General features: G+C 70.5%; 14 protein-coding genes. 6 read left to right on the top strand and 8 right to left on the bottom strand.

All coding sequences use genetic code 11. The features are described 5' to 3' along the window. The first annotated feature begins 47 nt into the window (after window positions 1-47). Complete coding sequence (locus ACR4XJ_RS07900; RefSeq protein WP_434754709.1) at window positions 48-1,355, top strand: HlyD family efflux transporter periplasmic adaptor subunit; 1,308 nt, start codon at window positions 48-50, stop codon at window positions 1,353-1,355. Between the two features lie 18 nt (window positions 1,356-1,373). Beyond that, entirely contained in the window at window positions 1,374-2,933 is a 1,560-nt protein-coding gene (locus ACR4XJ_RS07905) for a DHA2 family efflux MFS transporter permease subunit (RefSeq protein WP_434754710.1), read from the top strand. 254 nt (window positions 2,934-3,187) lie between these two features. Here the strand turns inward: ACR4XJ_RS07905 and ACR4XJ_RS07910 are convergent, their stop codons facing one another. From ACR4XJ_RS07910 to ACR4XJ_RS07930, 5 genes are all read right to left on the bottom strand, one after another. Next, window positions 3,188-4,507: a glycosyltransferase family 4 protein gene (locus tag ACR4XJ_RS07910; RefSeq protein WP_434754711.1), complete on the bottom strand. Its 1,320-nt coding sequence runs from the start codon at window positions 4,505-4,507 to the stop codon at window positions 3,188-3,190. Window positions 4,508-4,671: 164 nt separating this feature from the next. Beyond that, on the bottom strand, window positions 4,672-5,844 hold the full coding sequence (locus ACR4XJ_RS07915; protein ID WP_434754712.1) for a response regulator: 1,173 nt from the start codon (window positions 5,842-5,844) through the stop codon (window positions 4,672-4,674). Between the two features lie 99 nt (window positions 5,845-5,943). Continuing rightward, on the bottom strand, window positions 5,944-10,320 hold the full coding sequence (locus tag ACR4XJ_RS07920) for a response regulator (protein ID WP_434754713.1): 4,377 nt from the start codon (window positions 10,318-10,320) through the stop codon (window positions 5,944-5,946). A 204-nt stretch (window positions 10,321-10,524) separates the two neighbouring features. After that, entirely contained in the window at window positions 10,525-10,830 is a 306-nt protein-coding gene (locus ACR4XJ_RS07925) for a hypothetical protein (protein ID WP_434754714.1), read from the bottom strand. Between the two features lie 122 nt (window positions 10,831-10,952). After that, window positions 10,953-11,717: a S24 family peptidase gene (locus ACR4XJ_RS07930; RefSeq protein WP_434754715.1), complete on the bottom strand. Its 765-nt coding sequence runs from the start codon at window positions 11,715-11,717 to the stop codon at window positions 10,953-10,955. 363 nt (window positions 11,718-12,080) lie between these two features. On the opposite strand from ACR4XJ_RS07930, the gene ACR4XJ_RS07935 reads away from it, so the two are divergent. From ACR4XJ_RS07935 to ACR4XJ_RS07950, 4 genes are all read left to right on the top strand, one after another. Next, window positions 12,081-12,311: a hypothetical protein gene (locus tag ACR4XJ_RS07935; RefSeq protein ID WP_434754716.1), complete on the top strand. Its 231-nt coding sequence runs from the start codon at window positions 12,081-12,083 to the stop codon at window positions 12,309-12,311. Next, on the top strand, window positions 12,302-12,733 hold the full coding sequence (locus ACR4XJ_RS07940) for a hypothetical protein (RefSeq protein ID WP_333506768.1): 432 nt from the start codon (window positions 12,302-12,304) through the stop codon (window positions 12,731-12,733). The genes ACR4XJ_RS07935 and ACR4XJ_RS07940 overlap by 10 nt, the downstream gene beginning before the upstream one ends. 163 nt (window positions 12,734-12,896) lie before the next feature. Further along, window positions 12,897-13,376 carry a single-stranded DNA-binding protein gene (locus ACR4XJ_RS07945; RefSeq protein ID WP_434754717.1) on the top strand — a complete coding sequence of 160 codons (480 nt, stop codon included), beginning with the start codon at window positions 12,897-12,899 and terminating at the stop codon, window positions 13,374-13,376. 206 nt (window positions 13,377-13,582) lie between these two features. Then, window positions 13,583-13,879: a hypothetical protein gene (locus tag ACR4XJ_RS07950; protein WP_434754718.1), complete on the top strand. Its 297-nt coding sequence runs from the start codon at window positions 13,583-13,585 to the stop codon at window positions 13,877-13,879. Between the two features lie 122 nt (window positions 13,880-14,001). Here ACR4XJ_RS07950 and ACR4XJ_RS07955 read toward each other — a convergent pair whose 3' ends face one another. The 3 genes from ACR4XJ_RS07955 to ACR4XJ_RS07965 form a co-directional block, all read right to left on the bottom strand. After that, complete coding sequence (locus tag ACR4XJ_RS07955; protein ID WP_434754719.1) at window positions 14,002-14,865, bottom strand: hypothetical protein; 864 nt, start codon at window positions 14,863-14,865, stop codon at window positions 14,002-14,004. Window positions 14,866-15,062: 197 nt separating this feature from the next. After that, complete coding sequence (locus ACR4XJ_RS07960; RefSeq protein WP_434754720.1) at window positions 15,063-17,579, bottom strand: ATP-binding protein; 2,517 nt, start codon at window positions 17,577-17,579, stop codon at window positions 15,063-15,065. Next, window positions 17,576-20,050 carry an ATP-binding protein gene (locus ACR4XJ_RS07965; protein ID WP_434754721.1) on the bottom strand — a complete coding sequence of 825 codons (2,475 nt, stop codon included), beginning with the start codon at window positions 20,048-20,050 and terminating at the stop codon, window positions 17,576-17,578. Before ACR4XJ_RS07965 ends, ACR4XJ_RS07960 begins: the two co-directional genes overlap by 4 nt. Window positions 20,051-20,109: the final 59 nt, after the last annotated feature.

Here is a 20,109-nt window from a genome sequence, read left to right on the forward strand (position 1 = left end):
CCCACCCGCACACCACGCGTCCGCGCGTGCCCACACGGCGATACGGCATGAACAGCAAGAAGCGCATCCTCGGCATACTGCTCGGCGTCATGGTTCTGGCGGCGGGCATCTGGTACTGGCACGGCCTCGGCAAGGTGGAGACCGACGACGCGCAGGTGGACGGCCGCATCTTCATGGTTTCGCCGCGCGTGGCGGGCTACGTGGTGGACGTGCCCGTGGAGGACAACCAGTTCGTCCGGGAAGGCGACGTGCTGGCCCGGCTGGACCCCACCGAGTACGAGGTGGCCGTGGCCGAGGCGCGCGCCCAGCTTGCCGCGCTGCAACGCGGCGTGCCGCTGGAGCTTTCCCAGACCGTGCACCGGGTGACCGGCGCACAGGCCGTGGAAGAGGCCACCAAGCGCCGCGCCGCCCAGGCCCGCGACGAAGAGGACGCCGCCCGCTACGAGATGGAGCGTTTGTCCACCGAACAGGCCCAGACCACCCTGGACCGGCGCCGCCTGGAGGCGCTGGTGGGGCAGGGGGCCGTCTCGCGCGAGGCGGTGGACCGAGCCCGTTCCGCCGACGACGCGGCCAAGGCCCGGCTGGAATCGTCCCGCGCCAAGCTGGAGGCCTCCAGCAAGGCCCGCGCGGCGGCAGAGGCGGAAATGCGCCGCGTGCGCGCCGAGGTGGACCTGGCAGGCACCGGGCAGGTGGTGGCGGAAATCCGCGCCCGCCAGGTGGAGGCCCAGCAGGCCAAGGTGCGCCAGGCGGAACTGAATCTGGAATGGACCACCGTGCGCGCCCCCGTGGACGGCTACGTGACCAAGAAGAACGTGGAGCCCGGCCGCATGGTCACGCGCGGGCAGCCGGTCATGGCCGTGGTGCCCATGTCGCCCGACCACCTGTGGGTGACGGCCAACTTCAAGGAAACCGAACTCACCGACGTGAAGCCCGGCCAGCCCTGCGAAATTCGCGTGGACACCTATCCGGGCCTGGTGCTGCAAGGGCAGGTGGAATCGATCATGGCGGGCACGGGCGCGGCCTTTTCGCTGTTTCCGCCCCAGAACGCCTCCGGCAATTTCGTGAAGGTGGTGCAGCGCATCCCCGTGCGGCTGCGCCTGACCGATTACGACCCCGCCGCCATGCCGCCCCTGCGCGTGGGCATGAGCGTGGTGCCGGTGATCTTCACCAACCGGGGCGTTTCCGAGGTGCCGCAGCGCGCCGCCGGGTCTGATGCCCCCGTGCTGCGGGGCACGGATGCGGGCGGCGGACAGGGGGCTGGCCCCAACGCCACGCAGGCCGTGAAGCCCGCCGGAAACGGCACGGTTCCGGCCGCCGCCCCGGCCGGACCGGCCGCCCCGGCCCGCAAGCAGTAGCCGGAACGGCAGGGCCGCATGTCGAGCGAATCCGAATCGGTCAACCGCTGGCTCGTCACCCTGGCGGTGATGGTGCCCACGCTCATCGAAATCCTGGACACCAGCGTGGCCAACGTGGCCCTGAAGCACATCCAGGGCAGCCTGGCCGCGGGCGAGGAAGAGGTGACCTGGGTGCTCACCTCGTACCTGGTGGCCAACGCCATCGTCATCCCCATGAGCGGCTGGCTGGCCCGGCTCATGGGGCGCAAGCGCTTCCTGATGCTGTCCATCACCGTGTTCACCGCCAGTTCGCTGCTGTGCGGGGCGGCCACCACCCTGGCCCAGATCATCCTGTTCCGCATCTTTCAGGGGCTGGGCGGCGGCGGGCTGCAACCCATGTCGCAGGCCATCCTGATGGAGACCTTTCCGCCCCACCAGCGGGGCATGGCCATGGGCATCTTCGGCGTGGGGGTGGTGCTGGGGCCCATCCTGGGGCCGCTGTTGGGCGGCTACCTGACGGACAATTTCACCTGGCGGTGGATCTTCTACATCAACCTGCCGGTGGGCCTGCTGGCGCTGTATCTGGCCGGGGCCTTCCTGCACGATCCCCCGTACATGGAGCGCCGCCAGCGCGGCGAGGTGGTGGACTACCTGGGGCTGGCCCTGCTGACCACGGGCATCGGCGCATTGCAGATCGTGCTGGACAAGGGCCAGCAGGACGACTGGTTCAGCTCGCCGTTCATCACCACCCTGGCCGTGGTCGCCGCCGTGTCGCTGGTGGCCCTGGTGTTCTGGGAACTGCGCCACCCCCGGCCGGTGCTGGACCTCCGCATCCTGAAAAACCGCAGCTTCGCCATCGGCAACGCGGTGATGTTCTTCGGCTTCTTCGCCTTCTTCGGGTCCATCGTGCTGCTGCCGCTGTTCCTGCAGGGGCTGATGGGCTACACCGCCTACCTCGCCGGGCTGGTGCTGGGGCCGGGGGGCATGCTGGCCCTGGTGTTCATGCCCGTGGCGGGCAAGCTGACGGAGCGCCTCGACGCCCGCTGGCTGCTGGCCTTCGGCATGCTGGTGTGCGCGTATTCGCTGCACGTCATGGCCGGGTTCAACCTGTACATCGACTTCGGCACGGCGGCCTTCGCCCGCGTGTTGCAGGGCATAGCCATGCCGTTCTTCTTCGTGTCGCTGTCGGTGGTCACCTTCGCCCACGTCCCGCGCGAGGCCATGAACACGGCATCGCCCCTGTACAACTTGCTGCGCAACCTGGGCGGCTCGTTCGGGGTGGCCTTCGTCACCACGCTGCTGGCCCGGCGCACCCAGTACCACCACAGCGTGCTGGCCGAGGACATGACGCCCCTCTCGCCCGCCTACCAGTTGAGCTTCGAGCAGATCCGCGCCGGGCTGGCCATGCAGTTGGGCGAGGTCGCCGACCTTGCCGAGCGCACCCGCGCACTGATCTACCAGATGCTTCAGCGCGAGGCATCGGCCCTGGCCTTCAACGACGCCTTTCTCTCGCAGGGAGCCATTTTCCTGGCGCTGTTCTTCTGCGTCTGGTTCATGCGCAGGCCGCCGCGCGGCAAGCATGAGGGCTTCGTGGAGTAGGGACTGTTTTTAAATTATCCTTCCGCCCGTTGGCTTCGTCAAACTTCGCCTGCCATATCGGTCGAATACGAGAAGAGTATGCTCTGCGGTCGCCATCCGTAATGCTCGAAGACTCGCATAACGGCTGCCGCACTCCCTCATGGCAGGTTCGTTTTCCTAGCCAACGAACGGAAATCCTAATTTAGAAACAGTCCCTAAGGCGGGGGGCGCCCCTTCCAGTCGGTGCTGCCGAACCTCTTTCGTGGGGCGGGGGGTCAGCTTTCGGCGTCGGCCGCCAGTTCCCGGCGCACGTCCTCGATCACTTCCAGATACCGGGCGAAGACCTGCTCGTCGTCCTCCACGGTGCCGAAGACGGTGCCGGGCTCCACGTCGCGCAGGTCGAAGATGGCCGTGGCCAGCGCCCACGGTTCCGGCTGGTCCAGCACCCGCCCGGTGCGGCCGTCGTCGATGACGTCGCACGCGCCGGTGGCCCGGGTGGTCACCGTGGGCAGGCCCATGGCCTGCGCCTCGGCCACCACGTTGCCGAAGGTGTCGTAGAACGAGGGGTGGCAGAACACGTCGAGCCCGGCGTAGAAGCGCGGCATGTCGGCGGCCTTGACCTTGCCCAGGAACACCACCCGCTTCTCCACCCCCAGCGACCTTGCGTAGTCGGCGTATTTGCGGCTGCGCCGCCCCCCCGCCACCACCAGCACGTATTCCTCGGGCAGATGGGCCAGCGCGGCGACGAGCCGGTCCAGCCCCTTGAGTTCGAAGTTGCTGGAGCAGAACCCGATGGCCCGGTGGCGCTCCCGCAGGCCCACCAGCCGCCGGGCCTCGCCGCGCAGGTCGTCGAAGCGCCGGGTGTTGAAGCGCCGGGTGTCCACCCCGTTGGGGATGACCACCACCGTGGCCGGGGAATGGGGAAACTGGCGCGCCACGGCGGCCCGCACGTTCTGCGAGATGGCGATGACGCGCCGGGTGGCCGGGTGGTTGTAGATGCGCTTGTCCAGCACGGCCATCAGCAGGTTGTTGGGGTTCAGCAGGCGGGTGAACGCCTTGGCGAGGCGCCGCAGGGGCGAGCGCTGCGCCGCCAGACTGTTGCGCAGGAAGTCGAGGTGCGGCCCGCCGGAGCGGTGGATGTGGCAGCCCGCCATGTTGCCGAAGCCGACGCTGATGGTGGTTGGCGGCAGTTCGCGCAGGGCGCGGGCGGCGGCAAAATACAGGCCCAGGTTCTTCATGAACCGGCCCGGCCGCCACAGCCCCAGTTCGTGGATGTCCACGGCCGGGGGGGCGGCATCCGGGTCCACGGGACGTTCGTCATCGCCGCGCCGCCGGGCGGTTTTCCCGCTCGTTCCCGCCAGCATTTCCGGGGCCACTTCGCCGCACAGCACGCGCACGGGTACGCCCTGGGCGCGCAGGTATTCATGGAAGCGGTGGCAGAAATGCTCCACGCCGCCGTAGCGGGAATAGGTGCGGATGAACAGCGCCACTTCCGGGCGGGAGGTTTCCGGCCGGGCGGCGGGGGCAGGGGTGTCTGCCTGCGCGGTTTCCGTATCGTCGGGCCGGGGCAGGGTATCCGTGGAAGTGTCGGGCATGGCGAAAGGGGGGTGAAGGTAGGCGCCGGGGCGCGCAGGGGGGCCGGAACGCCCGTCCGGTCTAGCAAACGGCCCCGGCAGGCGCAAGGCCGTGACATAACCGGACGGAGCCGGACGGAGCCGGACGGAGTTGGGCGGAGTTGGGCGGGCTGGGCGGGACGTCCTCAGTCCTGCGCCTTTGGCGGATAGTCCTTCTCGGTGCGCGACCTGGTTTCCTCCAGCGTTTCTTCCGAGTCGGCGTAGCGGTCGGCAATGGCGCGGAAGGTTTGCAGGTTGGCCAGGAAGGCGTCCACCACGTCCGGGTCGAAGTGCGCGCCGCGCCCCTGGCGGATGATCCCCACGGATTTGTCCATGTCGAACGGGGGCTTGTACACCCGGCGGCTGATCAGTGCGTCGAACACGTCGGCCAGGGCCATGAGCCGCGCCGACACCGGGATATCGTCGCCGGAAAGGCCGCGCGGGTAACCGCTGCCGTCCCATTTCTCGTGGTGGCAGTAGGCGATTTCGCGGGCGTGGCGCAGGAACGAGACCGGCGTGTCCAGTTGCCTTTCCGCCGCGATGATGGCGTCGCGCCCAAGGGCCGGGTGGCGCTTCATGTCCTCGAACTCCTCGGGCGTCAGCTTGCCGGGTTTCAGCAGGATGCGGTCGGCGATGCCCACCTTGCCGATGTCGTGCAGCGGGGCGGACTTGAACAGCAGGGGGATGTCTTCCGGCGTCAGCGCGGCGGAAAAACGCGGGTGCGACGACAGGTGTTGGGCCAGCACCTGCACGTAGTGCTGGGTGCGCCGGATGTGGTTGCCGGTTTCGTTGTCGCGCGTTTCGGCCAGCGAGGCCATGGCCATGATGGTCACGTCCTGCACGGCCGCCAGTTCGCGCATGCGGCGGGCCACCTCGTCCTCGAGGAAGGCGTTCTTGTCCTTCAGGAAGTCGCGCGCGGCCTTCACCTGAAGGTGGGTGCGCATGCGGGCCAGCATGATGGGGGGGCTGACGGGCTTGGTGATGTAGTCCACGGCGCCCAGTTCCAGGCCGACGCGCTCGTCGTCCTCTTCCGACAGGGCGGTGAGGAAGATCACCGGCACGTCCTCCGTGCCGGGCAGGGCCTTCAGCCGGCGCAACACCTCGTAGCCGTCCATGCCGGGCATCATGATGTCCAGCAGCACGATGTCCGGCGGGCTGCCGGAGGACAGGATGCGCAGGGCCTTTTCACCGCTGTTGGCCACCCTGACCCGGTAGGTGTCCTTCAGCAGGCCGCTGAGCAGGGTCAGGTTGTCCACGGTGTCGTCCACTACCAGCACGGTGCGCCGGGCATCGTCCGAGGTGAGGGGGGTGTCGGTCATGGCGGCCTCGTGATGGCTGGAGGGGGGCGGGGCAGCCGCGCGGCGTGGCCGGACGGCGGTACGGGACGGGGAACGGGCCGATGGCGAGGGAAACAGTCCCTAGCCGTCTCGGGTGGGCCGGGCCGCGCGCAGCATCTCCAGCGCGGTTTCGAATTCGAAGGCGCGCAACGCCTCGCCCATGCGGGCCACGGTGGCCTGCCCCAGGGCGGCGCGCAGGGCTTCGGCATGGGCGTTGAAAAGATCCACGGCCTCGCTGTCGTCTTCCTCGATGAGGTTTTCCAGACGGTCCAGCAGGGTGTCGTCCAGTTGTGCGGGCTGGCCGGGCGCGGCGTCGCCGGTGGACTCCGCCTCCGCGCCGGATTCCGCGCCCTCCGGGGCGGGCGGCGCGTCATCCAGCAGGCGCTGCATGGCCCGCACCGATTCGTCCAGCGCGGCGCCCAGCGCCGCCAGCACCTGGGCCGCGCGTTCGGCCGGGGCCTCGTGGCGCAGGGCGGATTCCAACTCCTCCGCATGGGCCTGCACCGCGCGTGCGCCCAGGGTGCCCGCCATGCCCTTCAGGGTGTGCGCCTCGCGCGTGGCCGATGCGCCGTCGCCGGACTCCATGAGCCCGGCGATGCGCGCCGCCGCGTCGGCATGCTGGGAAACGAAGCGGCGCAGCAGCGCGCGGTAGGTTGCCTGTTTGCCCAGCACCCGGCGCAGGCCGGCCTCCGGGTCGAGGATATCCCGGATGCCGTCCTGCCCGGCCGGAGCGTCGCCCGGCGGCGCGGCGCCGGTTCTTCGGGGCAGCCAGCGGATCAGCGCGGCGAACAGTTCGTCCGGGTCGATGGGCTTGGCCACGTGGTCGTTCATGCCTGCCGCCAGGCACGCCTCGCGGTCGCCCTGCATGGCGTTGGCGGTCATGGCCACGATGGGCAGCCGGTCGGCGTCCAGGGTGCGGCGGATGGCGCGGGTGGCCTCGTACCCGTCCATGACGGGCATCTGCACGTCCATCAGCACCAGGTCGTAGCCCCCCTCCATGACCATGCGCACGGCCTGCGCCCCGTCCTCGGCGGCGTCCACGGCCAGCCCCGCCTCGGCCAGCAGGCCCAGGGCCACTTCCCGGTTCAGTTCGTTGTCCTCCGCCAACAGCACGCGCGCCCCCTGCACGCCCGCGAGCATGGCGGGACGCCCGCCGGGGGGCGGGGCGGCGGCGCGCGGCGATGCGTGCGCCCCGCCCAGCAGGCGCATGGCCGTGTCGAACAGCAGGGAGGGCTGCACCGGCTTCACCAGCACGGCCTGCACCCCCACGCTTTCGGACGCCGCGAAGATTTCTTCCCGTCCGTAGGCGGTGACGATGGCCACGGGCAGGTCCGGGGCCTGCGAGCGGATCTGGCGGGCGGTCTCCAGCCCGTCCATGCCGGGCATCTGCCAGTCCAGGAACACCATGCCAAAGGGCGCGCTGGACGCCTCCGCCTCGCGCAGCAGGCGCAGCGCGGCCTCGCCGCCGTCCGCCTCGGCGGGGCGGAAGGTCATGCCTTCCAGCATCTGGGCCAGGACGGTGCGGACCTGGGGATTGTCGTCCACCACCAGCACCCGCAGGCCGCGCAGGTCGATGCGCGGCACCAGCTGCCGCCGCCCGGCGCCCAGGCCCAGCCGGGCCGTGAACCAGAAGGTGCTGCCCAGGCCGGGGGCGCTGTCCACGCCCACGTCGCCGCCCATCAGGTCGGCCAGCTTCCTGGCGATGGCAAGGCCAAGGCCGGTGCCGCCGTACTTGCGGGTGGTGGAGGTGTCCGCCTGCTGGAACGAGACGAACAGCCGGGCCTTCTGCTCCGGGGTGAGGCCGATGCCCGTGTCGCGCACGGCGAAACGCAGCAGCACGTCGTCGTCGCCCCGTTCCAGGGTTTCCACGTGGACCACGATTTCGCCGCGCTCGGTGAACTTCACCGCGTTGTTGGCGTAGTTGATGAGAATCTGCCCCAGCCGCAGCGGGTCGCCCCGCAGCACGGGGGGCACGTCGGCCGCCACGTCGAGCACGAATTCCAGGCCCTTGGCCGTGGCCTTTTCCGAGACCAGGTTGGCCACGGTGTCGAGCACGGTTTCCAGTTCGAACTCGGTGTTCTCCACCGTCAGCTTGCCCGCCTCGATCTTGGAGAAGTCGAGGATGTCGTTGAGGATGCCCAGAAGATGCTGGCCCGCGGCGCGTATCTTGCGCACGTAGCCCGCCTGGCGCGGGTCCAGTTCCGTTTTCAGGGCCAGGTGGGCCATGCCGATGATGGCGTTCATGGGGGTGCGGATCTCGTGGCTCATGTTGGCCAGGAAGTCGCTCTTGAGCCGCGTGGCCTCTTCGGCCATTTCCTTGGCCCGGCGCAGTTCGGCCTCGGTGCGCTTGCGGATGGAGATGTCGCGCAGGGCGGCGCAGGCGCTCACGGGGTGCCGCTCGGACGGGGGCAGCTTGCTGAGGCTGATTTCCAGCGGTAGGCGGGCGCCGTCCTTGCGCACCCCCGTCACCTCGCGCTCGTGGCCGATGACCCTCAGCGGCGAGGCCAGGAAGCGGTTGCGCAGGGCCACGTGGTGGTCGCGCAGTTCCGCGGGCAGGAATTCCTCCACCAGATGGCCGGCCAGCTCGCCCGTCTCGTAGCCCAGCAACCGTTCGAACTGCGGGTTGCACAGCACGATGCGCCCCGCGCTGTCGATCACCACCATGGCGTCCGGGGCCGAATGCACGATGCCCCGGTACCAGGCCTCGGTATCCTTGAGTTCCGTCTGCTGTTCCTTGAGTTCGGTAATGTCGTTGATCAGGGTGACCCGGCGCGGGTCGATGTGCCTGTCGCTGATGAGCGCGCAGCGCACGTCGGCCCAGCGCACCTCGCCGTCGGGGCGCAGGTAGCGGTGTTCCGCGCGCACGGCGGCGGGGGCCGGGCCGTCGGAGGTCAGGCGGCCGAGCAGGGCTTCCACCGCCGCGCGGTCGTCGGGGTGGAAGAAGTCCTCCAGGTCGCGCCCGAGCAATTCCGGCTCGCCGATGCCGATGAAGTCGGTGAAGGCCGGGTTGGCCCGGTCGATGCCACGGCCCCGCCCTTCGCTGACGATGCCGATGCCCGCCGTTTCGAACACGGCGCGGAAGAACGCCTCGCTGCGGCGCAGCAGTTCGCGGCTTTCCTCCAGCTCGTTGGCCTGGGTGCGGGTCTGCTCCAGCAGGCTGCGGGTATGCAGGTTGCGCTCCAGCACTTCCTGCGACAGGGCGGCCATGGGCAGGATGTCCTCGAACAGGGTGGCGGCGCGGGGGGGCAGCGGGCCCAGGGTGGCCAGTTCCAGCACGCTCAGCAATCTGTCGCCCAGCAGCAGCGGATAGGCCCGCAACGAGGCGGGCTCCATGTCGCCGAGGCCGGTGGAGAAGCGCAGCGTCCCGCCTGCCGGGGGGGTGAGGTCCACCGGGGTGCGGGTTGCGGCGCAACGGCCGACCAGGCTGCCGTCCATGGGCGCGCTGGCCGGAGGGCCGCCTGCGATGCCGCCCAGCGAGGCCACCAGGTCGAGGTGCGCGCCGTCTTCGCCGGGCACGTACAGGGCCGCGTAGGGCGCACCGGCCACGTGGGCGGCCACGGCGGCCAGGCGCTGGCCGAAGGAGGACAGGTCGCCCGCCTGTTGCAGGGCGGTGGCCGTCTCGGACATCTGGGCCTTGATCCAGCGCTGCTGCTCCATCTGGCGCGAGACGCCGCGCAGCACCTCCAGCGAGCGGGCCATGGCGCCCATCTCGTTGCGTTCCTCGCCGTAGGGCACCCGCACGTCCAGGTCGCCGTCGGCCAGCGACTGGACGCAGCCGGTGAGGGCCAGCAGGCGGCGACGGATGGTCCAGCTGACCAAGTAGGTGATGGCGATGACCATGGCGCAGAACAGCGCGTAGGCCGCCATGGCCCTGGCCAGTATGGCGCGGTTTTGCGCCACCGAGGTCTGGAAGAACTGTTCGGCCGTGGCGCGTGCCGCGTGCATCAGTTCGTCCATGGAAAGCAGCAGCCGGTCGGCCGGGTTCCGGGGCGAGGATTCGGTAAGCCGCCACGCCTCCTGTATCTCCCGGTTTTCTGCCAGGACCATGGCCCTGTCGCGCATGGACAGGAAATCGTCGTAGCGGCTTTCCATGGCGTCGACGAGGGCGGGATCGCCCCGGAAGTTGGCGCGCACCGCGTCCATGCAGTCGTGGAACAGGCGTTCCTCTCGCCGCAGGGTGGCCACCTGTTCGGCCTTGATAGTTTCGTCCACCTCGATGATCTGCTCGCGCATGGTCGCGCGCATGCGCTCCACGCTTTCCTTGGCCTGCTGCAACCTGCTGGTGGCGATGAAGGTATGCCGGTAGACGGTGTCGGCGTCCTCGGCCATGCCGCGCATCAGCCTCAGGGTGCCGTACCCGAGGGCGATGCTGAAGGCGACGATGAGCAGCGTGCCGATGAGCAGCCGCTGAAAGACGGAAAGGTGGCGGAACAGCATGGGACCCGGGATGGTGGACATGGCGGGGTTCCTTCCGGCCGGTGGGGGACGCCCGCAGTGTTTCCGGGCAGGGATTCACGGAGCAGTATAGGCGCGCACGGGGATTATTGTCCAGACTGTGGGAAGTACGCCTGTAGAATGGCTGCGGGGCGGGTGGGGAACGGTGGGGGAGACGGGCCGGTCCGTACGGGTGGGGCGCAGCGGCCATGGGGGCAAGGGAAGGGGTCAGTCGGGCAGGACGGACCACAGCCGATACACGGCGGCCTCCGCCGATGTGGCCTCGCGCGCGTCGCGGGCCAGCGCGCGGGCCTCGGCGGCGGTGGCTGCCGGGTCATGGCGGGGGGTGTCGCCGGACGGGTGCCAGCGTATCAGGAACTGCGGCGCGGGGTCGGGGCCCCGGCCCTCGCACCATGCGGGGCGGGCGTCGGCCCGGAGCCGGGGCAAACGGGCGGGGACGGCGGATTCGGCGGGGGCGGGAAGCGCCGGGGCTGCAAAAGGGGGCTGCGCGGCGTGGGTGGGCGTGGCGTGCATGGGACCTCCGGTTCCTGTGTGGGAAACCGTTTTGCACAAAAAGTGCGAATGGTCCAGCAGGCCGCGCGACTCGGGCCGGAGGGGGCAGGGGGCGTCTGGGAGCGGGGGGCAGGGCCGTGCGGCTACATTTCCTTGCCCGCCCAGATCACCCGGCCGATGACCTCCCATTGCAGGGCTTCGTCGCGCGGGTCGATCTCGATGTCCTGATAGGCCAGTTCCGGGTTGTCGCCCCGGAAATGGTAGCGCCCCGGCGTGCGGGAGAACCGCTTGATGTAGATCTCGTCCTGCACGCGCAGCACGTAGACCCGGTCTTCCGCCAGGGTGCGGTCGTGCTGGTTCACCAGCACCAGGTCGCCGTCGTGCAGGGTGCGCTCCATGGACCGGCCCATGACCTCCATGAGGCACAGGCCCGTGGTGGACCGCGCCCGGCCCAGCACCCAGTCCAGCCGGAAGGCGTGCTGCTCCTCCGGGCGTCCCCCGGTTTGCAGGGAGCCGCCCCCCGCGCTGGGGCGCGCCTCGGCCTTGTCCACCAGCACGAACTCCTCGGCCAGGCGCCGGGCCTCTTCCGGCACGTCCTGCCCGGCGGGGGCATGGGCGTCGCGCGGGGATTCCCCGTAGGGGCGCAGCATGCGTTCATGCAGGCCCCGCCAGTGCGGCTGGGGCGCGCTGGGCGCCCCGGTGCTGGCGATGCGTTCGAGGTGCTCGGTGAGCCGCGCGAGGTTGGTGCGGCTCGGAAAGCGTTCGCCGTTCTTCCAGGCGTAGACGGTGCGTTCGCTGACCCCCGCGATTTCCGCAAGGCGCTTCACGCCGCCCACGCTGCGCAGCGCGTCGACGACGAACTCACGAAGTTCATCCCAGTCGGTTCCCGTGGAATCGTACTCGTTCATGCATGAGATGTTAGCACATTCTGTGCGGATGTCCATGAAATTCTGTCATCGGCGTACCGATACTCTTGACGTTTGTGTGCGAAGTGTGAAATATCTGTGCGCACGACAGCCGTTTCCCCTGATGCCCTTGTGCGGCGCGCGCCACGCTTCATCAGATGGCGTGCCGGTGCGGTGGGACCATGCCGGAGGAAATGTTGCCGCGTCGTTCACATAGAACAACCGATATACAGGCCGACCGGGCCGGAAGACCGCCTCGGCGGGCTGTTCCGGTTCGGGCGCAACGAGAGGGATGGGAAGATGCACGCGATGTCATGCGGCGTCCGGTGCGCCGTCTGCGGAGGCGGGCCCGGAGAGGAGGGGGCGGTGGTCGTGGCCGGGGTGGTGCTGTGCCCGGCCTGCGCCGAAGGGTGCAGCCTGCATGACCGGCGGCTGCCCATGATGTTCATCGAGGTGGACGAGCATCGCCGTCTGCTGGGCCTGTACCATGCGAGCCACGACGAGGCCCGCCATTCCACGCCCGAGACGGCGCGCGTCCGGATGCGCGCGCTGGAGGCGTGCAACCGTTTCTATGAAGGAGGTGCGTCATGCCGATAGTGACCTGCCTGCATTGCGGCGCCCCGTTTTCCGTCAACCCCGCCCGGTTGCAGCATGGCCGGGGCCGGTACTGCAGCCGCGCCTGCCATGCCGCGGCGCGTACCCTGGAGCGGCCCGAGCGCTGCCAGCTGTGCGGCGGCCCCATGCCGCCGGGCCGGGCCCATCGCCGCTACTGCTCGCGGGAATGCGTGGCCCTGGCCGCCGCCGGGCAGGCCCGTCCGCAGCCGCGCGACTGCGCCGTGTGCGGGCGCAGGTTCACCCCGGCCACGCTGCGCGACAGGTTCTGCGGCCCCGGCTGCGAGGCCCTGGCGCACGGCATGGATCACGGACTGTTCGAGGACCCGTGGGCCTCGGGGGACATCCCCCCGGACTGCTACGGCCGCGACCTGTTCCGCATGCCGGACATGGTGCTTGGATTCTGAGGCTCGCCGAAGGGCGAACGGCCGTACCGGCGAGGGGCTTGTGCCGGACGGCCGCCACACGGCGAGGACGCCGCCCGGCGCGCCCCGCGCCGATGCGGGATATGTCGGCTCCGCGCGCGGCGCGGGGCGGCGCGACGTGGACCGTCGCAGAGGAGGATGCCGCATGGCGGCTGTGAACAGAGTGATGCTGCTCGGGCGCGTGGTGGCCGCGCCACGGCCCGGCGCCGGTACGGCCGGTGGCTGCGTGCTGTTTTCCGTCAGCACCGAGGGCGCCGGACAGGACGACGCGGGCCAGCGGCACCGGGTGCGCGTCACCGGCGACCAGGCCGCATGGTGCCTGGCGCGGCTGCGGCGCGGCATGCTGGTGCACGTGGAAGGCGAGTTGGTGGCCTGCGCGCACGGGGGAGAAGCCGGGGCCGTCGTGGCGGCGTGGCTGGTCCAGGCCGTGGACGACGACTGGCGTTCCGGGGCGGCCGCGCATCCGGCAACGCATTTGGCCGCCCGCCTTGAAGCACCCCTGTCCGGGGCGCGGCGCATGCGCCGCGAGGACCGCCCCGTGGCCGCCGTGCCCGAGGTGCCGTGGGGGCACGGCATGGACGCGGCCGGAGACGTGCCGGGCAGGTCGTCGCGCCGCATGCACTAGGGGACGGCATACCGGAACAGGCAGGGGGGGCGGCCCGGACGGCGGCCCTGGATGCAACGCAAGCCGCGGCGCACCGCGCGCCGCGAGACAGGGAGGATGGATTCATGCAGGGCGCGCAGCAACCGCAGCAACGGCCCTTTCACGTTCCCGCGCAGGGTTCCGCCTGGGCGGCCCATGGCCCCTGCGGGTGCGATGGGCGCCGGATCATGGCGGATGGGCCCGGTGGCCACCGGGCGGGCGCGGGATACGCTCCGGCCCGTGGTCCGGTACAGGGGCCGCCGCATGACCAGCCGTTCGTGCTGGTGGGCCTGGATGCCATCGGCCGCGCCGTGGGCGCGGGACAGGGGGCCGTGAAGCGCTGGATCCGCGAGGACGGGTTTCCCGCCCGCAGGTGTTCGGACGGCACCTACCGGGCCGATCCCGACGCGGTGCGGCGGTGGTTCTGGGGTGGGCATCGCGCCGCCGGGGGCGACGAGGGGGCGGGGCCGGAACGCGGCCATTAGCCGCCGGGGATGAGGACGTACCCGGCGCGGCGGCGCGGAAATTTCCGGAACAAGAGGGGCCGGGCGGCTGATGCCGTCCGGCCCTGATTCCATTGGAGTTCGCGGGCCGGGGCCGCTGCCCCCTATTGGCCCTGAATGGTCACGTTGAGTTCGTCGTCCACGGCCACCTTGACGTTGGCCGTGAGGCCTATCCAGCGCGAGGCGGCCACGGTGAGCGCGGGCAGGATGTTCTGGATGTCGCGCGAACTGCCGGTGCTGGAGACCACCACCTTCCACAGCACGGGGCCGGTCAGTTCGGCCGGGGAGGGCAGGCCTTCCACGGTGCCGATGGGCGTGCCGTAGGGCGGCTTGGCGTAGTCGGGCAGTTCCTTGGCCTCCTGTCCGGCGGGCGGGGCGGGGCGTGTGGCATCTCCGCCGGAGGTTCCGGGGGTGCCGGGCCGCAGGTCGCGCGCCTCGATGGACAGGGTGCGGGTGTGCACCACCGTCATGGGCGGCGGGTAGCCGTAGCCGGTGCCGAAGCCGCGATAGCCGCCGTATCCCCAGCCGCCGTAGCGGCTGCCGTAGGCCCCGCCGTACCACGGCCACGAGCCGTAGCCGACGCCGATGCCCACGGACGGCCGGGAATAGGCCGTAGGGTCCGGCACCTCGTGCGGGCCGTCCACCTTCCATTCCACCACCACGGCCATGTCCGCCGCCTCGGGGGTGGCGGCCTCGCGGTAGCCGTGCCCGGTGAGCACGGCCCGCAGCCGCTGGGTGGACTGGCGGAACACGTCGGCGTTGACGGCGTTCAGGGTGGCCAGCGCGGCGCCGGGCACCAGCACGTAGCTCTGCCCGGCCTTGCGGTAGCCGGGGGCCGAAACGGCCTGCACGTCGGCCTTCATGCGCGGGGCGCACCCCGTGGCCAGCAGCACGGCCAGCGCGAGCAGGCAGGCCAGCAGGCGCAGGGTATGCGGCAGGCGGGGGGCGCATGCGATGCGGGCGTCCATGTGATGTCCTTTGCGTATGCGATCGGCAAGTCTGCCGGATGGAACGACGGGTTGCATGGTTTCCGGGGCCGGGCTCATTGTGCCACGGCGCTGCCTGCGGTCAAGTGAACCGCCTGCCTTGCCAGAATATGCGCATGATGGAGGGGGCTGTCCATGTGTGCCCGAAGGGCGCAGGACGGCATGTTTCGATCCGGCCCCTAGCGTTGCCGCAGGGGCAGGGTGAACGTGAAGTGCGCGCCCTTGCCCGGCTCGGAGTGCAGGGCGAAGCTGCCGCCGTGATTGTGGGTGATCAGGAAATACGACACCGACAGCCCCAGCCCGGTGCCTTCGCCGGGGGGTTTGGTGGTGTAGAAGGGGTCGAAGACGCGGGCCCGCACCTCGGGCGTCATGCCCGGACCGTTGTCGCTCACGGTCACCGCCACCAGGTCGTGGTGGCGTTCGGTGCGGATGGTCAGGGTGGGCGGGGCGCCGTCGGCCGGGGGAACGGCGGCCAGGGCCTGGGCGGCGTTCTTGAACAGGTTCAGCAGCACCTGCTCCACTTCGGTGGACAGGCAGGGCACCTCGGGCAGCATGGGCGCGTACTGGCGCACGATGCGCAGGGTGCGGAAGTCGTACAGCTTCTTCAGGTCGTAGTCGTTGGCGGCCAGTTCCAGGGTGTTCTCGATGAGCCGGTGCAGGTCCTGCTCCGCGAACGAGCCATCGGCGCGGCGGCTGAAATCGAGCATGTTGGTCACGATGTGCGCGGCCCGCGCCCCGGAGGCGGCGATGTCATCGAGCATGCGCAGTATTTCGCGCCGCTCCAGGTAGCCGCGCACCTGGGCCAGGGTCAGCCCGGCCTCGCGGGCGGCGGCCTCGTTGCCGGGACGCCCCGCCTCCACACGGCGGCGCATGTTCTGTACCGCCTGCAGGATGCCGCCGAGGGGGTTGTTGATCTCGTGGGCCATGCCCGCCGCAAGGCCGCCCACGGTAAGCATCTTTTCCGTCTGGATCATCATTTCGCGGATGCGCTCGCGCTCGGTCACGTCGTCCACGCGGATGACGGCCCCCTGCGCCCCGTTGGCCACCAGCGGAAAGACCGTCACGTCCTCGTAGCGCACCATGTCGCCCTCGGGGTGCAGCAGGCGCTGTCCGTCGCGTATCTGGCCGTCCTCCAGCGCTTCGAACACCAGCGGCTTCAACCGGTCCAGCCGGGGGAACACCTGGCCCAGCGAGTGCCCCACGGCCTCGCCCGCGTCCAGGCCGGTGGCGGCGGCCGCGTGGCGGTTCCAGTGGGTGACGCGGCCTTCCGGCGACACGCCGACGATGACCGAGGGCATGGAATCCAGGGTGTTGGCCAGCAGGTTGCGCAGCCGCCGCAACTGCCGCTCCGAGGCGGCCCGGCGGCGCATCATGTACACCAGCACCGCGATGGTGGACGCCAGCGAGACCATGAACAGGGCCAGCACGTTGAGGTGGGTGCGGTAGGCCCGGTAAAGCGAGAAGGGACGGTCCACCACGGTGCTGCCCTCGGGCAGGCGGCGTTCGGAGATGGCCCACCGCTCCAGCGAGGGGGCGCGGTACAGGAAGCGGTTCACCCCTTCCGCCTGCGTCGGCATGTCCTCCACGCGCGTGCCGGAAAGCGCCCGCAGGGCCATGCGGCTCATGGCCTCTGCCTGCATCGAGGCCCCGGACACCTTGCCCCCCACCACGGCGCCGCGCAGGTTGAAGTCCACCAGGCAGTGCACGGGCACCCGCGCGGCGCCGGCGATGCGTTCGCCCATGTCCTCGAAGGTGGTGGCGTAGCCCGCGCTGTCCTCGAAATACACGCCCAGCAGCACGGCTGCGTCCTGCGGCAGGGTGGCCAGCCGGGACAGCAGATCGTCGAAAGGCAGGGGGGGAAATTCGTGCACCTCCACGCCGCCGGGCAGGTCCGCCAGTTGCCGCCGCGCGTCCCGCGCCACTGCCCGCCCGGTCTCGGTATGGTCGTTGACCAGGTAGACGTGGCGGGTGCCGGGGTGCAGTTCCAGCATGGCCTGCACGGTCTCGCGGGGGGAAAAGGTGCTCAGCACGCCCGAAAGCGGCGGGATGGCCGCCTTCAGGCTGTCATGGTAATGGTTCACCCCGCAGAACAGCACGGGCACGCCGGGGAACAGCGTGGCGTGCCGCACCGCCAGGAAATCGAGGGCGTCGTCGTCGCTGGCCAGGATGAGGGCGGGGGTGCGCCCCGCGTATTTCAGGGCCAGCACGGCGGCGAAGGCGTCGAGGTATTCCGGGGAGCGCACGCGCTTGGAATCCAGGTTTTCCACGCGCAGGGCGATGTTGTTGGTCATGGGGGCCAGCATGCGCTCCACGGTGTCGGTGATTTCGCGCACCCGGCCCATGCCCTGCTCGTAGGAATGCAGCAGCAGCACCAGTTGCCGGGTATCCTGCGCCTGGCCGCCACGCGCGGCGATGGAGTCGGCCAGGGTCTGGACCACGGAATCGGCCACCGAGCGGGCCACGGCCTCGGACGTGGCGTTGACTTCCGCGTGGGGAGGCTCGACCGCGCCCGGCGCGCCGTTCGCCACGCCGGGCGGCGAGTCCGTGCCGGTGGCGGCGCGGGCTGCGGTTCCGCAGATCGCCATCGCCAGGCACAGGGACAGGCAGGCCAGCGTCAGGCGCAACCGGGCAGGCAGGCGCAACCGGGACGGCCCGCCACGCGCGCCGCGCCGGATGGAGCGGGGTGCGGTGCTCATGGCGTCTCCCCCAGCGGCAGGGTGAACGTGAAGGTCGCGCCCTGTCCGGGCTCCGAAACCACGGAGAACGTGCCCTTGTGGTTCTGGGTGATGATGAAGAACGCCACCGAAAGCCCCAGGCCGGTGCCTTCGCCGGGCGGGCGGGTGGTGTAGAACGGGTCGAAGACCCTGGCCCGCACCTCCGGCGGTATGCCGGGACCGTTGTCGGCGACGGAGACGGCCACCCCTTCCGGGCGGTGCTCCGCGCGCACGGTGATGGTGGGCGGCGCGCCGTCGGCCGGGGTGAACCCGGCCAGGGCTTGCGCGGCGTTGCGCAGCAGGTTCAGCAGCACCTGCTCCACCTCGGTGGGCAGGCAGGCCGGCCTTGGCAGGTCCGGCGGCGCCAGGACGTTCACCCGCAGCCTGCGGAAGTCGTGGTTCTTGCGGAAGCTGTAGTCGTTGGCGGCAAGATCCACGGCGGTGGCCACCAGCCCGCCGATGTCGCATTCCATGTGCGACGAGGTGCTGCGGCGGCTGAAATTGAGCATGTTGGCCACGATGCGCGCGGCCCGCAGGCCCGCCTCGCGCACGCCTGCGGCCATGCGCAGCACGCCGCGCCGTTCCAGGTAGTCGCGCACCTGCTCCACGGTGCAGCCCATGGCGCGGGCTGCCTCGTCGTTGGCGGCGCGCCCCGGCTCGATGCGGCGCAGCACGTTCTGTACCGCCTGGAGGATGCCGCCGAGGGGGTTGTTGATCTCGTGGGCCATGCCCGCCGCAAGGCCCCCCACCGAGAGCATGCGCTCGGTCTGGATCATCATCTCGCGCACCCGCTCGCGCTCGGTGACGTCGTCCAGTCGGATCACCGCGCCCTCCATGCCGTTTGCCGCCAGGGGGAACACGGTGACGTCCTCGTAGCGGGGCACGCCGTCCTCGGTGCGTATCAGCCGTTCGCCGCGCACGGGCTCCTGGCTGTCCAGGGCTTCGCGCACGCGCGGCAGCTGCGGGGCAAGGTACGGAAAGACTTCCTCCAGCTTCCGGCCCATGGCGGCGGCGGGTTCCACGCCCGACATGCGCACCGCCTGGCGGTTCCACTGGATGATGCGCCCTTCGGGCGAGACGCCCACCACCACCGAGGGCATGGAATCCAGGATGTTGCCGAGCAGGTTGCGCAGCTTGCGCAGTTCCGCCTCGGCGCGCGCCTTGTGCCGCATGACGGCCACCAGGGCCGCGATGGTGACGAGCATGGCCGCCGCGAAGGCCGCGATGACGTGGATTTCCCGTGAATAGGCGCGGTAGACCGAGAAGGGGCGCGCCACCACCTCGCTGCCGGGGGGCAGCGAGGCCTCGCTGATGCGCCAGCGCCGCAACTGGGCGTCGTCGAAGAGGAATTCGCCCGGTCCCCGCCGCACGGGGATGGCCGCCGGGTCTTCGCCCGCCAGGATGCGCCGTCCCATCTCGGCCATGATGCGCCCCTGCGACGCGCCCGTGACCAGTTTGCCGCCCACCACGCTGCCGCCGAGGTTGAAGCCCATGATGCAGTACACCGGCACCCGGGCCGCCGCGGCGATGCGCAGGCCCGCCTCTTCGTAGGTTACGGTGCGCCCGGAGGCGTCCGAATAGTACACGCCCAGCAGCACGGCGGTTTCCGGGCCCAGCGAGGCCACCTGGCGCAGCAGATCGTCCAGGGGCACGTCGGAATTCCAGCGCAGCCGCACGCGGCCTTCCAGGGGGCGCAGCGCATCGGCAAGCTCCGTCGCCGTGGAACGGCCGCTTTCGGTGTAGTCGTTGATGACGAATATTTCTTCCACGCCGGGATGGACGCGCAGCAGGAACTGCGCGGTATCGTAGGGGTAGTGTTCCTCGGTGACGCCGGTGGCTCCGGCCAGGCCCTGGATGCGGGCGGGCGTGAAGTTGTTGGCGCCGCCGAAGACCACGGGCACCCCAGGGAACAGCGTGTCGCGGTAGCGGCGCAGGAAGTTCAGGGCGTGGTCGTCGGAACACAGCAGCAGCGCAGGCCGCACGGTGGCGTACTTGGCGCGCAGCATGGCGGCGTAGGCGGCGAAGTAGGCGTCGTCGTGCACCGCCTTGGTGTCCATGTTCTCCACCCGCAGCAGCACCTTGCCGCCCGGAGGGGCCAGTTCGGCCTCCAGGGTGTCGGTGATGTTGCGCACCCAGTGCATGCGCTGGTCGTAGGAATTGACGAGCAGGGCCTGCACCGGCGGGGTGGCGGGCAGGGCGTAGGGGTCGGCGAAGGTGATGGCGGCCAGCAGGGCGCAGGCGGAAAGCAGCAGGGAGGGGAACAGCCAGCGTGACGGCCCGGTCCGGAATTCGTTTGGCCGGGAGCGGAGCGGATCCCGGCTTGGCGCCGCCCCCGGTTTCGCACCCGCCGTCAGCGGGTCGTGGTCGGCCTCGCGGCCCGACGAGGGGGCGGTGCCGGCGGCGGAGCCGGGGGTCTGGGAACGCCCGGTCTGAGCTTGGCGCGAAGCGGGCATGCGATGCACTCGTGCTGCAGGAGGTGAACGTGGAACTTCCTTCAGTATTGGCAGAACGC

Source organism: Nitratidesulfovibrio sp. D1, from assembly GCF_051133415.1.
Lineage (GTDB): Bacteria > Desulfobacterota > Desulfovibrionia > Desulfovibrionales > Desulfovibrionaceae > Cupidesulfovibrio.

Coding starts and splice junctions, on each gene's coding strand:
- ACR4XJ_RS07900 (WP_434754709.1), top strand. CDS start 48: ATGAACAGCAAGAAGCGCATCCTCGGCATACTGCTCGGCGTCATGGTT.
- ACR4XJ_RS07905 (WP_434754710.1), top strand. CDS start 1,374: ATGTCGAGCGAATCCGAATCGGTCAACCGCTGGCTCGTCACCCTGGCG.
- ACR4XJ_RS07910 (WP_434754711.1), bottom strand. CDS start 4,507: ATGCCCGACACTTCCACGGATACCCTGCCCCGGCCCGACGATACGGAA.
- ACR4XJ_RS07915 (WP_434754712.1), bottom strand. CDS start 5,844: ATGACCGACACCCCCCTCACCTCGGACGATGCCCGGCGCACCGTGCTG.
- ACR4XJ_RS07920 (WP_434754713.1), bottom strand. CDS start 10,320: ATGTCCACCATCCCGGGTCCCATGCTGTTCCGCCACCTTTCCGTCTTT.
- ACR4XJ_RS07925 (WP_434754714.1), bottom strand. CDS start 10,830: ATGCACGCCACGCCCACCCACGCCGCGCAGCCCCCTTTTGCAGCCCCG.
- ACR4XJ_RS07930 (WP_434754715.1), bottom strand. CDS start 11,717: ATGAACGAGTACGATTCCACGGGAACCGACTGGGATGAACTTCGTGAG.
- ACR4XJ_RS07940 (WP_333506768.1), top strand. CDS start 12,302: ATGCCGATAGTGACCTGCCTGCATTGCGGCGCCCCGTTTTCCGTCAAC.
- ACR4XJ_RS07945 (WP_434754717.1), top strand. CDS start 12,897: ATGGCGGCTGTGAACAGAGTGATGCTGCTCGGGCGCGTGGTGGCCGCG.
- ACR4XJ_RS07950 (WP_434754718.1), top strand. CDS start 13,583: ATGGCGGATGGGCCCGGTGGCCACCGGGCGGGCGCGGGATACGCTCCG.
- ACR4XJ_RS07955 (WP_434754719.1), bottom strand. CDS start 14,865: ATGGACGCCCGCATCGCATGCGCCCCCCGCCTGCCGCATACCCTGCGC.
- ACR4XJ_RS07960 (WP_434754720.1), bottom strand. CDS start 17,579: ATGAGCACCGCACCCCGCTCCATCCGGCGCGGCGCGCGTGGCGGGCCG.
- ACR4XJ_RS07965 (WP_434754721.1), bottom strand. CDS start 20,050: ATGCCCGCTTCGCGCCAAGCTCAGACCGGGCGTTCCCAGACCCCCGGC.